This is a genomic window from Streptococcus sanguinis SK1 = NCTC 7863 (assembly GCF_000194945.1).
Lineage (GTDB): Bacteria > Bacillota > Bacilli > Lactobacillales > Streptococcaceae > Streptococcus > Streptococcus sanguinis.
Window position 1 is genome coordinate 962054 of the sequence record NZ_GL878507.1, and the last position, 16258, is coordinate 978311.

At 47.9% G+C, this 16258-nt stretch carries 10 protein-coding genes, 1 tRNA gene, 1 other RNA gene and 3 pseudogenes; 2 read left to right on the plus strand and 13 right to left on the minus strand.

Going from position 1 to position 16258, the window contains the following annotated elements; translation table 11 throughout:
• Positions 1 to 94: 94 nt before the first annotated feature.
• From HMPREF9378_RS11865 to HMPREF9378_RS11870, 3 genes and pseudogenes are all read right to left on the minus strand, one after another.
• Positions 95 to 4462 (minus strand): LPXTG cell wall anchor domain-containing protein, encoded by a 4368-nt coding sequence (locus tag HMPREF9378_RS11865; RefSeq protein WP_459561809.1) that lies wholly within the window; start codon positions 4460 to 4462, stop codon positions 95 to 97.
• A 663-nt stretch (positions 4463 to 5125) separates the two neighbouring features.
• A pseudogene (locus HMPREF9378_RS11910) lies at positions 5126 to 6391 on the minus strand (hypothetical protein); the annotation flags it as partial.
• Positions 6392 to 6616: 225 nt separating this feature from the next.
• A pseudogene (locus HMPREF9378_RS11870) lies at positions 6617 to 8029 on the minus strand (sialoglycan-binding domain-containing protein); the annotation flags it as partial.
• Between HMPREF9378_RS11870 and HMPREF9378_RS11875 the strand changes: the two are divergent.
• Positions 7992 to 8237, plus strand: coding sequence for a hypothetical protein (locus tag HMPREF9378_RS11875; RefSeq protein ID WP_032911167.1), 246 nt, complete (start codon positions 7992 to 7994; stop codon positions 8235 to 8237). The pseudogene HMPREF9378_RS11870 and the gene HMPREF9378_RS11875 overlap by 38 nt on opposite strands.
• A 41-nt stretch (positions 8238 to 8278) precedes the next feature.
• Here the strand turns inward: HMPREF9378_RS11875 and HMPREF9378_RS11880 are convergent.
• From HMPREF9378_RS11880 to dnaG, 7 genes and pseudogenes are all read right to left on the minus strand, one after another.
• A pseudogene (locus tag HMPREF9378_RS11880) lies at positions 8279 to 8518 on the minus strand (accessory Sec-dependent serine-rich glycoprotein adhesin); the annotation flags it as partial.
• A 209-nt stretch (positions 8519 to 8727) separates the two neighbouring features.
• A tRNA-Ser gene (locus tag HMPREF9378_RS06345) sits at positions 8728 to 8815 on the minus strand.
• A gap of 38 nt (positions 8816 to 8853) precedes the next feature.
• On the minus strand, positions 8854 to 9699 hold the full coding sequence (locus HMPREF9378_RS06340; RefSeq protein WP_002913708.1) for a DUF695 domain-containing protein: 846 nt from the start codon (positions 9697 to 9699) through the stop codon (positions 8854 to 8856).
• 166 nt (positions 9700 to 9865) lie between these two features.
• Positions 9866 to 10214, minus strand: a transfer-messenger RNA (tmRNA) gene (gene ssrA, locus HMPREF9378_RS11175).
• An 81-nt stretch (positions 10215 to 10295) separates the two neighbouring features.
• Complete coding sequence (locus tag HMPREF9378_RS06335) at positions 10296 to 10634, minus strand: metal-sulfur cluster assembly factor (RefSeq protein WP_002897870.1); 339 nt, start codon at positions 10632 to 10634, stop codon at positions 10296 to 10298.
• 126 nt (positions 10635 to 10760) lie between these two features.
• On the minus strand, positions 10761 to 11873 hold the full coding sequence (gene rpoD / locus HMPREF9378_RS06330) for an RNA polymerase sigma factor RpoD (RefSeq protein WP_002897871.1): 1113 nt from the start codon (positions 11871 to 11873) through the stop codon (positions 10761 to 10763).
• Positions 11874 to 11875: 2 nt separating this feature from the next.
• Positions 11876 to 13660: a DNA primase gene (gene dnaG / locus HMPREF9378_RS06325; protein ID WP_279347084.1), complete on the minus strand. Its 1785-nt coding sequence runs from the start codon at positions 13658 to 13660 to the stop codon at positions 11876 to 11878.
• A gap of 154 nt (positions 13661 to 13814) precedes the next feature.
• Between dnaG and mscL the strand changes: the two genes are divergently transcribed.
• A complete protein-coding gene (gene mscL / locus HMPREF9378_RS06320) occupies positions 13815 to 14198 on the plus strand; it encodes a large conductance mechanosensitive channel protein MscL (RefSeq protein ID WP_002913711.1) in 384 nt (127 codons plus the stop codon).
• A 113-nt stretch (positions 14199 to 14311) separates the two neighbouring features.
• Here the strand turns inward: mscL and rpsU are convergent, their stop codons facing one another.
• The 3 genes from rpsU to HMPREF9378_RS06305 form a co-directional block, all read right to left on the minus strand.
• Positions 14312 to 14488 carry a 30S ribosomal protein S21 gene (gene rpsU / locus HMPREF9378_RS06315; RefSeq protein WP_000048054.1) on the minus strand — a complete coding sequence of 59 codons (177 nt, stop codon included), beginning with the start codon at positions 14486 to 14488 and terminating at the stop codon, positions 14312 to 14314.
• Between the two features lie 147 nt (positions 14489 to 14635).
• Complete coding sequence (locus HMPREF9378_RS06310; protein ID WP_002895949.1) at positions 14636 to 15319, minus strand: DUF4956 domain-containing protein; 684 nt, start codon at positions 15317 to 15319, stop codon at positions 14636 to 14638.
• Between the two features lie 11 nt (positions 15320 to 15330).
• Positions 15331 to 16062 carry a polyphosphate polymerase domain-containing protein gene (locus tag HMPREF9378_RS06305; RefSeq protein WP_002897873.1) on the minus strand — a complete coding sequence of 244 codons (732 nt, stop codon included), beginning with the start codon at positions 16060 to 16062 and terminating at the stop codon, positions 15331 to 15333.
• Positions 16063 to 16258: the final 196 nt, after the last annotated feature.

Here is a 16258-nt window from a genome sequence, read left to right on the forward strand (position 1 = left end):
TCCTTATAGCTTGCTTTGTCCATCACTTCCACAGCTCACTAGCTGAGTGAAATTTCGACGGACTAAAAGATAAACTGATCGGCTCTACTTACTGCTACTCCTCAGAGTCGCTTTTCTTTTTACGTCTCTTGAAGGCCAAGCCCAATGCTCCTAAGCCCAGAGCCAGGATGGAAGCCTTGCTCTCCGTTTCCCCTGTCTGTGGCAGACGACCTCTGGAAATCAGATCCAGCTCAGACTGTCTTGCTGAAGCGGACAGGCTTTCAGATGTGCTCTGACTAGCTGACAGGCTCGTAGACAGGCTTTCCGATACAGACTGACTGACACGAGCAAGCTCGCTGAGACTGACTGCTGCTGACAGTGACTCGCTTGTAGAAAGGCTGAGTGAGTAGAATTCCTTCTCATGAACCAGGTCCAGCTGACTATGCAAGACTGAGGTGCTGGTGCTTACTGAGGTTGACTCACATATTGACTGAGAATCGCTAATCGAAGCACTTTCTGAACCAGATAGACTAGCCGAAGTGCTGGCAGATTCTGAGGCACTTACTGAAGCGGATATACTTGCCAACGCTAAAGCAGATGCACTTACTGAAGCGGATTCGCTCGCAGATACGGATGAACTAGTTGAAGCTGACTCACTTGCACTCACTGACGCACTTGTCGACGCTGATTCACTTGCTTTCGCAGATGAGCTAGTTGAAGCCGATTCACTTGCACTCACTGAAGCGCTCGTAGATGCCGATGTGCTTGCTGAAACTGATGCACTCGTTGATGCAGATTCACTCGCTTTTGCAGATGAGCTAGTTGAAGCTGATTCACTTGCACTCACTGACGCGCTCGTGGAGGCCGATGTGCTTGCACTCACTGACACACTCGTTGAAGCTGACGTACTTGCGCTTACGGATGCGCTCGTCGACGCGGACGTACTTGCGCTTACGGATGCACTGGTCGATGCGGACGTGCTTGCTGAAACGAACGCACTCGTCGATGCGGACGTGCTTGCACTTACTGATGCACTCGTTGAGGCGGACGTGCTTGCCGATACTGATGCACTGGTAGATGCAGATTCACTCGCTTTCGCAGATGAGCTAGTTGAAGCTGATTCACTTGCGCTTACCGACGCACTCGTCGACGCGGACATACTTGCACTTACTGAGGCACTGGTTGAGGCTGAGGTACTTGCGCTCACTGACGCACTCGTTGATGCAGACGTACTTGCGGATACAGATGCACTCGTCGATGCGGACGTACTTGCAGAGACAGACGCGCTTGTCGACGCGGACGTACTTGCTGATACAGAGGCGCTCGTGGACGCTGAGGTACTTGCGCTGACTGATGCGCTCGTCGATGCGGACGTACTTGCACTTACTGATGCACTCGTCGACGCGGAAGTACTTGCGGATACAGATGCGCTCGTTGATGCAGATGTGCTTGCACTTACTGACGCACTCGTGGAAGCAGATTCACTCGCTTTCGCAGATGAGCTAGTTGAAGCTGATTCACTTGCACTCACTGACGCGCTCGTGGAGGCCGATGTGCTTGCACTCACTGACACACTCGTTGATGCTGACGTACTTGCAGATACAGATGCACTCATTGACGCTGACGTACTTGCACTTACAGACGCACTTGTCGAAGCGGACGTACTTGCGCTTACAGACGCACTCGTTGAAGCCGAGGTGCTGGCACTTACAGATGCACTGGTTGATGCGGATGTGCTTGCTGATACAGATGCACTCATTGAAGCAGACGTACTTGCGCTTACTGAGGCACTCGTTGAAGCGGACGTACTTGCACTTACAGACGCACTTGTCGAAGCGGACGTACTTGCACTTACTGACGCACTTGTCGATGCTGAGGTACTTGCGCTCACTGACGCGCTTGTTGAGGCCGATGTGCTGGCGCTCACTGAGGCACTTGTCGATGCTGAAGTACTTGCACTTACTGAGGCACTCGTTGATGCGGACATACTTGCTGAAACTGACGCACTCGTGGACGCAGACATACTTGCGCTTACTGATGCACTTGTGGACGCTGAAGTGCTTGCACTTACTGACGCGCTCGTTGATGCGGACGTACTTGCACTTACTGACGCACTCATTGACGCTGACGTACTTGCGCTCACTGACGCGCTTGTTGAGGCCGATGTGCTGGCACTTACCGATGCACTCGTCGATGCGGACGTACTTGCACTTACTGAGGCACTCGTTGAGGCTGACGTACTTGCACTTACCGAGGCACTCGTCGACGCTGAAGTACTTGCACTTACCGAGGCGCTAGTTGAAGCGGACGTACTTGCGCTCACTGACGCACTCGTGGACGCAGACATACTTGCGCTTACTGATGCACTTGTGGACGCTGAAGTGCTTGCACTCACTGACGCGCTCGTCGATGCAGACGTACTTGCTGAAACTGATGCACTGGTTGATGCTGACGTACTTGCTGATACAGATGCGCTAGTTGACGCAGACGTGCTAGCGCTGACTGACGCACTTGTGGACGCGGACGTACTTGCTGAAACTGAAGCACTTGTGGACGCAGATGTGCTTGCACTTACTGACGCACTCGTTGAAGCCGACGTACTTGCACTTACTGATGCACTCGTCGATGCCGAGGTACTTGCGCTTACTGAGGCGCTCGTCGATGCAGACGTACTTGCACTTACTGATGCACTCGTCGATGCCGAGGTACTTGCGCTTACGGACGCACTCGTCGACGCGGACGTACTTGCACTTACTGAGGCACTTGTGGACGCGGACGTGCTTGCTGACACAGATGCGCTAGTTGACGCTGAGGTACTTGCAGATACTGACGCACTCGTCGACGCTGAAGTACTTGCACTTACTGAGGCACTCGTCGACGCTGAAGTACTTGCACTTACTGAGGCACTCGTTGAAGCGGACGTACTTGCACTTACCGATGCGCTCGTTGAAGCGGACGTACTTGCGCTCACTGACGCTGACGTGCTTGCAGATACAGATGCACTCGTCGACGCTGAAGCACTTGCACTTACTGAGGCACTCGTTGATGCGGACGTACTTGCACTTACTGAGGCACTCGTGGAGGCAGACGTACTTGCTGAAACGGACGCACTTGTTGACGCGGACGTGCTGGCACTCACGGATGCGCTAGTTGAAGCAGACGTACTTGCTGATACAGAGGCACTCGTTGAGGCTGACGTACTTGCACTCACTGACGCACTCGTTGAGGCTGATGTACTTGCGGATACAGATGCACTCGTTGAAGCAGACGTACTTGCACTTACTGATGCACTCGTCGAGGCTGATGTACTTGCTGAAACGGACGCACTTGTTGATGCAGACGTACTTGCGCTTACTGATGCGCTCGTTGAGGCCGAAGTGCTTGCACTTACGGATGCGCTCATGGATGCTGAGGTGCTTGCACTTACTGATGCGCTCGTTGACGCAGACGTACTTGCACTTACGGAGGCGCTGGTGGACGCTGACGTACTTGCACTTACTGACGCACTTGTTGACGCGGACGTGCTTGCACTTACCGACGCACTCGTTGACGCGGACGTACTGGCAGATACTGATGCGCTAGTTGACGCTGAGGTGCTGGCAGATACTGACGCACTCGTGGAAGCTGACGTACTTGCGCTCACTGACGCTGACGTGCTGGCAGATACTGATGCGCTAGTTGACGCTGAGGTACTTGCACTTACTGATGCACTCGTCGACGCTGAAGCACTTGTACTTACTGACGCGCTCGTTGATGCAGACGTACTTGCACTTACTGAGGCACTCGTTGACGCTGACGTACTTGCGCTCACTGACGCGCTAGTTGAGGCCGATGTGCTGGCACTCACAGACGCACTTGTCGATGCGGACGTGCTGGCACTTACCGATGCACTCGTCGATGCGGACGTACTTGCACTTACTGAGGCACTCGTTGATGCGGACGTACTTGCACTTACAGATGCACTCGTCGATGCGGAGGTACTTGCACTTACCGACGCGCTAGTAGACGCGGACGTACTTGCGCTTACTGACGCACTCGTAGACGCTGAGGTGCTTGCGCTTACGGATGCGCTTGTTGACGCGGACGTGCTGGCAGATACTGATGCGCTAGTTGACGCTGAGGTGCTTGCAGATACTGACGCACTCGTGGAAGCTGACGTACTTGCGCTCACTGACGCTGACGTGCTTGCAGATACAGATGCACTCGTCGACGCTGAAGCACTTGCACTTACTGACGCGCTCGTTGATGCTGAGGTACTTGCACTTACTGACGCACTCGTTGATGCGGACGTGCTTGCACTTACTGAGGCACTCGTTGAAGCGGACGTGCTTGCTGAAACTGATGCGCTTGTTGAAGCCGAGGTGCTTGCTGATACAGAGGCGCTCGTCGATGCGGACGTACTTGCGCTCACGGATGCACTTGTGGACGCTGAGGTACTTGCACTTACTGATGCGCTCGTGGACGCTGAGGTGCTGGCACTCACGGACGCACTCGTTGAAGCAGATGTGCTTGCTGATACGGACGCACTCGTTGAAGCTGAGGTACTTGCTGATACAGATGCACTTGTTGAAGCAGACGTACTTGCTGATACGGACGCACTTGTCGATGCAGATGTGCTGGCAGATACGGACGCGCTCGTGGACGCGGACGTACTTGCACTTACGGATGCGCTTGTTGATGCAGATGTACTTGCAGATACAGACGCACTCGTCGAGGCTGACGTGCTGGCTGAAACTGATGCGCTCGTGGAAGCTGACGTACTTGCACTTACCGATGCACTCGTTGACGCTGAGGTACTTGCACTCACTGACGCACTCGTAGACGCGGACGTGCTTGCACTTACTGATGCACTCGTTGACGCTGACGTGCTTGCAGATACGGATGCACTTGTCGACGCTGACGTACTTGCGCTTACTGATGCACTCGTCGAGGCTGACGTGCTTGCACTTACTGATGCACTCGTCGAGGCTGACGTGCTTGCAGATACAGACGCACTCGTCGAGGCTGACGTGCTGGCTGAAACTGATGCGCTCGTGGAAGCTGACGTACTTGCACTTACGGATGCACTGGTTGAGGCGGACGTACTTGCACTTACTGATGCACTCGTGGAGGCTGAGGTACTTGCGCTCACGGACGCACTCGTAGACGCGGACGTACTTGCACTTACAGACGCACTCGTGGAGGCTGAGGTACTTGCGGAAACTGAGGCGCTCGTGGACGCTGAGGTACTTGCGGAAACTGAGGCGCTGGTTGACGCAGATGTGCTTGCTGAAACTGAGGCACTCGTCGACGCAGATGTGCTTGCACTTACTGACGCACTCGTCGATGCGGACGTACTTGCGCTCACTGACGCGCTCGTTGAAGCAGACGTACTTGCGCTTACGGATGCACTTGTCGATGCTGACGTGCTGGCACTCACTGACGCGCTGGTTGATGCAGATGTGCTGGCACTCACTGACGCGCTGGTTGACGCTGACGTACTTGCACTTACTGATGCACTCGTTGAAGCCGAGGTGCTTGCTGATACAGAGGCGCTCGTCGATGCGGACGTACTTGCGCTTACGGATGCACTCGTGGAAGCTGAGGTACTTGCGGAAACTGAGGCGCTCGTGGACGCTGAGGTACTTGCGCTCACTGAAGCACTCGTTGAAGCAGACGTACTTGCACTTACGGATGCACTCGTGGAAGCTGAGGTACTTGCGGAAACTGAGGCGCTCGTGGACGCTGAGGTACTTGCGGATACTGAGGCACTCGTTGAGGCCGACGTACTTGCTGACACGGATGCACTTGTTGAGGCGGACGTGCTGGCACTTACTGATGCACTTGTGGATGCCGATGTGCTGGCACTCATAGACGCGCTAGTAGACGCGGACGTACTTGCGGATACGGATGCGCTGGTTGACGCGGACGTACTTGCACTTACTGACGCACTCGTGGAAGCCGATGTACTTGCGCTTACTGATGCACTCGTCGACGCAGATGTGCTTGCACTCACTGACGCGCTAGTTGATGCGGACGTACTTGCGCTTACTGACGCACTCGTGGAAGCAGACGTGCTTGCACTTACTGATGCACTTGTTGACGCGGACGTGCTGGCTGAAACTGATGTGCTCGTGGAAGCTGACGTACTTGCACTTACCGATGCACTCGTTGAAGCAGACGTACTTGCTGATACGGATGCACTCGTTGAGGCTGAGGTACTTGCACTCACAGATGCACTGGTAGACGCTGACGTACTTGCGGATACTGAGGCACTGGTGGATGCAGATGTACTTGCGCTTGTAGACGCGCTAGTCGATGCTGACGTACTTGCGCTCACTGACGCACTCGTTGAAGCCGATGTGCTGGCACTTACGGACGCACTCGTCGATGCTGACGTGCTTGCGGAAACTGACGCACTAGTGGAAGCCGACGTACTTGCACTCACCGATGCACTCGTTGAGGCGGACGTACTTGCTGATACAGATTTCTGTGCTGAAGTTGATGCACTAATGGAAGCCGATTTACTAGCCGCCGTAGATTGGCTCGCAGACGTAGAAGCGCTTACTGACGCACTCGCTGATAAACTAGGACGTAAATCTTGAACAGTCCTATCAGCTGTTATTGTATCTCTTGAACGGCTAGCAGGAGTATCATCTGGATAAATAACCGTCACAGAACCATCATTGTTAACAACATATTGGACATTGTTAGGCAGATTCCCTGTATTAGCCGCCCTAACTTTTTCTTCAATAGCTGTTTTTTCACTTGTTGATAGTTGCTGGGGATTCAGAACCCCAGTTAAACTTCCAGGATTGTTTGGTGTATATTTATCTGTCTGGTTAGCAAAAACAATTCTGAAAATTTTTGCTTCACTAGTTAAACCACTAGCATCTGTCGCTCTAACCTTGAAAGTGTATTTACCACCAGGTCCTGCTGGTAGACTTTTCGGTATCGTCCCTCTAATAGTTGTCACAAGAGGATTTTGTTCCGTAGCATTATTAGGATTGTTTATATTCGGTGTATTAAATGTAAAACCTAAGCCTAGCAAAGTGTTATAAGTGCTACTAGCAGCAAGATCTCCTGCAAAATTTACATTGGTAATCTTACCACTATTATCATAAAAGTGGAGTTCAGCAGTACCTTCTTCTCCACGATAGAAGATATAGTCTCTACCCTCATCAACAAAGACTGGGGCTACCCTATCTGTATCAACTGTCTGTGCAGCAGCAATAGTGTCTGTTGAACCATCCGGATAGGTAATTGTTACGGTACCATTTTCTGAAACCGAGTAAGTTGAGGTGGCAGGAAGATTTGGATTAGCACTTTTGACTGCAGCAATGACAGCATCTTTGTCTGTTTGGGTCAGACTATTCGCATTCTGAACATAGGTTAAAGTTGGAACTTGAGGAGTATATTTTTCTGTCTGAGGTCTTATAACTAATACAAAACGCTCACTTTGTTTGTCTACTAATGCAGTGATATTCCCTGCAGCATCTTCTGCTCGGACATATTTAGTATAGCGATCCCCAGGTCCAACACCATGATTAATTGGCACAATACCGTAGACACGAGTCCTTAGAGGATTAGCAGGCGTTGCATTACCTGGAACACTCAAGTTATCAGTAGAATATCTTATCCAATTTGGATCTAAGTAAGTAGAGTTATCTGCTCCTTCAATATTTCGAACAATGACTCGATTAACTCGACCACTATCATCAGTTGTTTCGACAAAAAACTCAAACTCTTCTCCTCGATAGGCTATTACCTCTTGAGGGAGAGTGATTGTAGGAGGGGTTGTATCTGTAGCCCGACGCGTTCTTCTACGCCCAGTCTGACTAGAGGATTCTGTAGACTGCTGGCTGCTTGTAGAGTTGCCGGTTTCTGATGCAGACGATGCAGAGGTCTGACTGGCAGAAACTGATTGAGAAGAACTGGTTGGCTGACTAGTACTAGCACTCACTGAAGCCGATGCACTTGAAGACACCGAAAGAGACTCAGATACACTTAAGGAATCTGAGACTGACTGAGATGTGCTGGCACTGATAGAGGCAGAGCTAAACTGTGACATTGACTCTGAAGCTGAGATGCTGGCTGAGATAGATGCACTGACAGAAGCACTGGCACTGGCTGAAGATGTATCTGATACAGACTCTGACTCAGTATGTGAGCTTGCCGTTGCGGTTGCTGCTTCAGCAGCACTGCTTTCTTCTCCTAAAACTGTTTCACCACGTGTCGCTAAAACGTCTGTCGTATCAATGACCTTTTCCAGAGCCTGACCTTCTTCTGCATGGACAGTTGTGCTTGTCACAACAGCTCCGCCCAGCACGGCTCCCGTGGCGACAATGCCCCTCAAAAAGTCTATGCCGCTCTTCTTATCGGTAACTTGTTCTTCCGTTACCTTGAGCTCGATTGATGAAAGGCCTCCCCCCTTCATTGATCTAAAAAGGCCGAACTGTGATGTCGCAGCACGCAGCCAATGCTTACCCGATTTAATCAGCTTAAAACGAGTCACACGCTCTACTTCGTGGTACTTACCTTTTTGACGTTTAAAAAACATAATTCTCCCTTTAATTTATATCCTTTTAAAACTCTATTACTCTCATTTTACCACACTATTATATAAAATGAACAATAAATTACTTATTTTTTTTGCTGAAATTGTTTTCAAGCATTTCCAAAAAAATCATTTTCAAAAAGAATCACCTTACTTTCATGCCTCTTTTACAAATAGAAAAAACGCCAAACAGCGTTTCTTGCATCTTATGACGGAAGACATGGGATTCGAACCCACGCACGCTTTTACACGCCTACTGCGTTTCCAACACAGCCTCTTAAGCCTCTTGAGTAATCTTCCACAAAAGAGAAAGTCCAGCTTTCTCAAAACTTTAACCATTATACCACATTACAACACCAACCGCCATAGTTTCCGTTAAATTTTTTCACAAATTCAACCAAAGTCCAAACATTCTGGTTCAAATCAAAGATTTCCGTCGTATCCATACGAATCACATGCAGCTGATATGGTTTGTCCGCATCTTCTATCTTTTCAGCGGATACGAGGCTATAGCCCAGTTCTTCGACTTCCTTTAGGAAACCATCCCGTTCTTCCTCCGAATCAAAATAGGCCCAATGGTCAATCTCACGCTCCTGACTATGATCATCGCCGTCCTGCTCCAGCTGATACCAGACCCGCTGGTTGAGAATGGTCTGATACTCGTATTCATTGGGATAGAGAAAGTCAAAGTACTGATTCCATTCCTCGTCTTCTAGGGTTGCTGAGTCATAGCGGCGGTCTGGAAAGTCGCGCATCACGTTTGCAATTGGCTCCAGATGGCTTTTCTTGTCTTGCAGATAGTAGTAAAACTCAATATTTCCATCTGTCGTAATCACACCGACATGAATGCCACCGACTTGCCCTAAAGCCTCAGAAAGCCGGTCCTCAATCACATTCAGCTCTTTAAACTCATCACTAGATGGAAAACCTGTCTCCCCATCGTACTGGAGGAGCGTTACCTTGAGCCTCATAGCATAGTCATAGAGAGGATAGGGTGCCTCGTCAAAAAGAGCTAGATTCAGACGGATACTAGCCAACTTGTCATCTATATAGGTTGAGAAAGATCCCCACTCACTCGGAAAAGGATCTTCAGAAGGCACATCGAGCACTGCTTCTTCCACCTTTTCTACTTTCTCTTCCTCTTGCTCTTGTTTCTTACCAAACAGATTCTTAAAAAAACTCATATCCAACTTCCCTTAATACTTATGAAATCAACCCAATAGAAATACAAATATTTCCTTTGCCATCACTAACATCATTGTATTACTTTTTCAGACAGAAATCAAGATTTCCTGAACATCGTAAAAGCAAAAAACGCTGATTTCTCAACGTTTTAGAAGGACTTTAAAATAATGGAGCCGGTGGGAGTCGAACCCACGTCCAAACACCTGCTAACACATTTGTCTACAACCATAGGCTATGTATTGATTTAACTTCACCTTGACACATAGCTCAAGCCCAAGTCAAGCGAGTCTATCAATCTCTTGCAAAATCCCTAGACCAGACTTTGCCGTAGCTTGCTCATAATAAGACCTGTCATCAGACACAAGCAATCCGAATCGGGTCACGCTGGCTGGTTTTTAGGCAGCTAAAGCGTAAGAATTGTTATTTTTTGCAGTTATATTTAACTGGCGTTTTACATCCGCTAGATGGGTTGCAAAATGTGCCGCATAATGCCTGTCGAATCCGTAACGACCCCAAGACAATAGGAATATTATAACAGAATCCACTAAAAAAAGCAAAAGCCTGCATACAGCAGGCCAGCACTTACTATCTGTTCTTAACGAATTCCCAAAGCAATCCGAGCATAGCGGCTCATCTTTTCCACCGTCCAAGCTGGGTACCAAACCAACTTAACATCCGTCTTGGTAACCTCTGGAACATCTGACATGGCATCATAGATCTGGTCAGTCAGAAGATCCGCCAGAGGGCATCCCATGGTTGTCAAGGTCATATCGATTTCCGTCTCCCCATTGGTCTCGTCAAAACGGATTTCATAGATTAAGCCTAGATTGACAATATCAATCCCCAGTTCTGGGTCGATGACCTGCTCCAAGCTCTCTAAAATACGTGTTTTAATCTTTTCAACTTCTTCAGGGCTGTATTTTTGTTCTGACATGCAATATCCTCCTTATAGATATAGCAGAAATTTCAAGTTAGCTTGAGGGGGCTTTTGCTTTCAGTTAGGATTGCCTACTTGACGCTTTCTACTGAAGGCTTTCCGCCCCTCCTTGCTCTTCATTTCTTAATCTTCAATAAAGTCTCTGAGTGGTTTGCTGCGGCTTGGATGGCGAAGTTTACGCAGGGCTTTGGCTTCAATCTGGCGAATCCGCTCGCGGGTGACATTGAAGACCTTGCCGACATCTTCCAGCGTCCGCATTTTTCCATCGTCCAGACCAAAGCGCAGACGCAAGACGTTTTCCTCACGGTCTGTCAGCGTATCTAGGACTTCATCCAACTGCTCACGAAGAACGACACGAGTTGTATAGTCGACTGGATTTTCAATCACTTCATCTTCGATAAAGTCTCCCAGATGACTGTCATCTTCCTCACCGATAGGCGTCTCCAGCGACACTGGCTCTTGAGCAATCTTGAGAATTTCACGAACCTTGTCAGGTGTCATATCCATCCGCTCAGCGATTTGCTCAGGCGTAGGATCTTGACCTAATTCCTGCAATAGATTACGTTGCTCGCGGACTAGCTTGTTAATGGTTTCCACCATATGGACCGGAATCCGAATGGTCCGAGCTTGGTCAGCAATCGCACGGGTAATGGCCTGACGAATCCACCAAGTCGCATAAGTTGAAAACTTAAATCCTTTGGTGTAGTCAAACTTATCAACGGCCTTCATCAGCCCCATGTTTCCTTCTTGAATCAAGTCAAGGAACTGCATACCACGGCCGACATAGCGCTTGGCAATGGAAACAACCAGACGAAGGTTGGCCTCAGCCAGACGCTGCTTGGCTTCCAAGTCTCCCTGCTCTACCAAGATAGCCAGCTCCTGCTCTTCTTCATTGCTGAGAAGGGGCACAACCCCGATTTCTTTCAGATACATGCGGACTGGGTCATTGACCTTGGCTGAATTGCTGCCTAGGAGTTCTTCATCCGTCAGTTCTGCTTCTTCCTCTTCGTTATTTAAGACGCGTGCGCTGGGATTTCCTTCCTTATCTGTAATTGAGATGCCAGCATCCTGGATGCGCTGCAGCAAATCCTCAATTCCATCAGCATCCAAAGTGAAAGGGATGACCAGCTGGTCATTGATTTCATCATCTGTCGCAACCCCTGTCTGCTTGTGGTTACGGATAAATTCTGCAATTTGAACGTCTAATGTTGTTACTTCTTTTTGTTTTGTAGCCATTCCTACTCCATTCTTCTTTTTTTCTCAATCAAGCGCTCCAGCTCGGACAGGGCTGTATCCGTATCTCCGCTGTGAGAGGCTTCTCGAATCTTCTTACTAATAAACTGATTATGCTTGCGCAAAATCTCCCGCTCTCTGGTTTCTTCCACTTCTTTCAACTCATCTTCCAAAACCTCATCCGGCAAGTCTTCTTCTAAAACGCGGTACCAAGCCTGCTGAACATGATCTGGCAGCTGGGACAAATCCTGCGGTGTCACCTCACCATTTGCCAGCAAAATCTCATACAAGGTCTGCAATTCTTCCGAGTCAAAGACAAAATCTTCTCTCAGCCGATATTGGTTCAATATCAAAGGATGATGTATCATGCGGTGGAAGATATGATTTTCCGCCCTCATGAGACGACTCAGCCGGTTCGAAGGCGAAAACTGCATGACGACTGGTTGAGACTGCTGAGTGGGCGCCTCCTGACTGCGACTAGAGCGCTCAGCCAGCCGGCTGTTATTCACCGTCTGCTCCACCTGCTGATAGTCAAAGTCCGGCAGCAACTCAGCCAGCATGTAAATATAGGAGTTCTGCGCTGTGATGGACTTGGTCTTCGCAATAATCGGTGCCATCTTCTCTACAAACTCAATCTGAGCCTGTAGATTTTCAATATTATCTGGTTTCAGATGATGCAGCAGAAACTCCACATTACTTATTCGCGTTTTGCTCAGTAAATGCTGCAAATCTTCCTCAGAATTTTTAGCGAGAAACTCATCCGGATCCAAATTATCCGGAATCCGAACAATTTCCACCGTCATATCTTTCAGCTCATCCAAAGCCTTTGCAGTCGCTGCCTGCCCTGCCCTATCTCCATCATAGGATAGGATAATCTTCTTGCAATACTTGCTCAGATGCTGGACATGCTCAGGCGTCAGAGCTGTTCCCATCGAGGCAACCGCATTTTCAATCCCGGCCCGATAAGCCGCAATCACATCCATGAAACCTTCCATCAGATAGACCTCATGGCTCTTCTTGATAACCGGCTTGGCCTTATCCAGATGATAGAGCTCGTAGCTTTTATTGAAAATAGCGGTGCTGCGACTGTTTTTGTACTTGGCCTGATGGCCGTCTGAAGCCGCCGCTTGCCAAATCCGTCCGGAAAAGGCCACAACCTGCCCGCTGTCATTGGTCAGGGGAAACATAATCCGGTTCTGAAAAGCATCATAGACCAGATTATTCTCCGCCAGATTGAAGAGGCCCGAGTTCATGATGGTATTCTCATCAAACTTTCCAGCCATACTCTTATGAAGATAATTGCCTTCATTTGGAGCCAGGCCGATTTGAAAATGCTTAAGAACATCATCTGTCAGACCCCGCTGGTAGAGATAAGCCCGCGCTTCCTCTCCCATCTTGGTCGTCATCAGAACCGCATGATAAAATTTCGCTGCCTCGGTATGGATATCGTAGAGAGCCTGGTGCGGATGGCTTTGTCTCAGTCGGTCATTGCCCGCTGTCTCTACAGCCAAGGGAATCCCTGCCCGATCTGCTACAATCTGCACAGCATCCATAAAGGAAACGCCTCGATAATCCTCAATGAATTTGAAGACATCGCCCGACTTGCCGCAGCCAAAACAGTGATAAAACTGCTTGTCCTCTACAACGTTAAAAGAGGGCGTCTTTTCGCCATGAAAGGGACAGAGTCCCAGGAAATTCCGCCCAGCCTTGGTCAAGGCCACCGTTTCTCCTATGACATCGACGATATTGACGCTGTTTTTAATTTCAGAAATGATTTCTTTATCAATCAAGAGACAATACCTCCAATTTATCATAGAATATCATTCTATATTTTATACTAAAATGAAGCAAATGTAAAATATTTGACAAACAAATATCTTGTAGATGTCATATAAATAAGCTATAATATAATCTCATTAATAAATTCTTGAAAGGAAAGAAAGAATGTTAAAGGATCTTAAAGAATTCTTGCTGCGCGGGAACGTGATTGATTTGGCAGTCGGTGTGATCATCGCCAACGCTTTTGGAGCAATCGTCACTTCATTGATTACTGACGTAATCACTCCTCTCTTCCTCAAACCAATTTTGGATGCTGCACACTTGAATCAAATTGCTGATCTGAAATGGAACGGGATTGCCTATGGTAACTTCTTGAGCGCTGTAATTAACTTCTTGGTAATCGGTACTGTTCTCTTCTTCATCGTTAAGTCTGCTGAAAAAGCACAAAGCCTTGCTAAGAAGAAGGAAGAAGCTGAAGAAGCGCCAGCTGGACCAACTGAATTGGAAGTCCTGCAAGAAATCAAAGCTTTGTTGGCTGAGAAAAAATAAAGAGAATTCACTGATGAAAATCAGTGTTTTTTTCTTGCCTATTGCTCACAATCATCCCCTTCTCTCCAAAGAGTGAAAACAAAAAACAGACCGGAGTCTGCTTTTTTGTTCAATTAGAATTTTTTACGTTTACGAGCTGCTTCTGATTTGCGTTTGCGTTTTACAGAAGGTTTTTCATAGAATTCACGTTTGCGTGTTTCTTGAAGAGTACCAGCTTTAGTAACCGCACGTTTGAAACGACGAAGTGCATCATCAAGTGATTCATTCTTGCGTACTACTGTTTTTGACATTTTTTTCACTCCCTTCAAGTCCAAAATCTATATAATCATACCACATATAGAAAAGAGTGTCAAGTATTTTCTGTAAGTATGATGTATCCCCTTTTTATGATACAAACAAGAAGACCAACTGCTCTGCTGCAGCTGGTCTTCTTTTGCTTAGAGGGTTTTACGCTTCTTAGCAGCTTTGGAAAGGGAAATGTCCTGCACCTTATCATAGAACAGGAACTGCTGAATGAGCTCTCTGTCGCTCATGTCAGGATTCAAGTCAACAACATAGTCCAGCTTGATAGACTTCTTTTCAGCCGACTTGAGAGATGTCAGTTCGGCTGATTTACAAGTCGTTTCAAAGATAGCATCAAAGAGTACTTCGTAGTCAAAATCAGCTGGAACCTGAACCTGGACATAACGTCTGGTCGGACTGACTGAAGTAAAGCTCATCTTTTCAAAGAGCATCCAGATGCCTGAAATAGCTAGAGTAAAGACAATTCCCAATGCTACAAAGCCCATCCCCGTTGTAATCCCGATAGCTGTCGCCATAAAGATGGCTAGAAGCTCCTTGGAGCCACCTGCGGCCGACCGGAAGCGAATCAAGCTGAAAGTCCCTGCTACGGCGACACTGGTACCCAGATTTCCATTAACCAAGAAGATGATAATGGAAATAATGGCTGGCAAAAGGGAGAGGGTGACGACAAATTCCTTGGTATAAATGGTTTGGCGCTTATAGACCTTGGCCAAGATAATTCCTAAAACCACACTAGTTGCTAGTGAAAAAATCAATGCTAAAGGATTTATCTTGACTTCCGTAGAGGAGTAGATACTGTTAAATAACTGATTGAGCATAAACTACCTCCTTAGGCCTTGACTGTTTGAGTCAGCCTTTCTTTAGTTTTCAGGTAGGCATTGCCGTATTTTGAAAAGGACTGGTCTTCAAGACCGTATTTATTCAGAATATCAGCCAGCCACTGAGGATATTGACCAGGAACCTTGATTTCCATAATCACCTTGTCGTCTTCCAGCAAGGGCAGTCCATAGCGGCCTAAAGCCAAGTCTACATCATAATCTCGGTAGCGGATGTTGGAATCAACTGTCACACGTACCTTTTTATCTTCCAATCCTCTCATAGAGTAGCGGTCATAGCTAATCACCATTTTTGGCTTCAAATCTATATAGCGCTCCTGCAACTGCTCCACTTCTGCCTTGACCCGATCATCAAAAATAGTATGGTCTGCCACACCGTTCACAATATAGTTGGTCACAGAGAGAGGATTCGAAACCAAACGGTATTTGAAACCTACTTCATCGCGTTTCTTCTTGATTTCCAAGAAAACTTGACTATCATCATTCGGCTGCTCAGCATAAGTCCGCATCCGCATCTTTTCACGACCGCCTTTTCTGGCAATGGAATCTTGAATCATCTGGAACTCATCATTATCAAAATACACATTAGAAATGGTGGATGTCGCATAATCATCTGCGGTGAGGTAAGGTCTCATATCAGCTTCAAGACGAGCTAGCATTGCTCGGTCAAGAATATACTTCGTTTCGATTCGTTGGAAGTTTGTTTGGATTTGCTTTTGTTTCATTTGAATTCTCCTTTGATTCTACAAATGTAGTTTGTGCTTTTAAAAGAAATAGAGCTTCCGCTCTGCATCCTACAAGCGTATGGATAAGCTTTGCTTTCTTCTCCTTTCCAAGCAGTATTTTTCAAAAACATTCTACAAATGTAGTTTATAAACACATTCTACAATTGTCGTTTGTGAATGGCAAGAAAAAAGATAA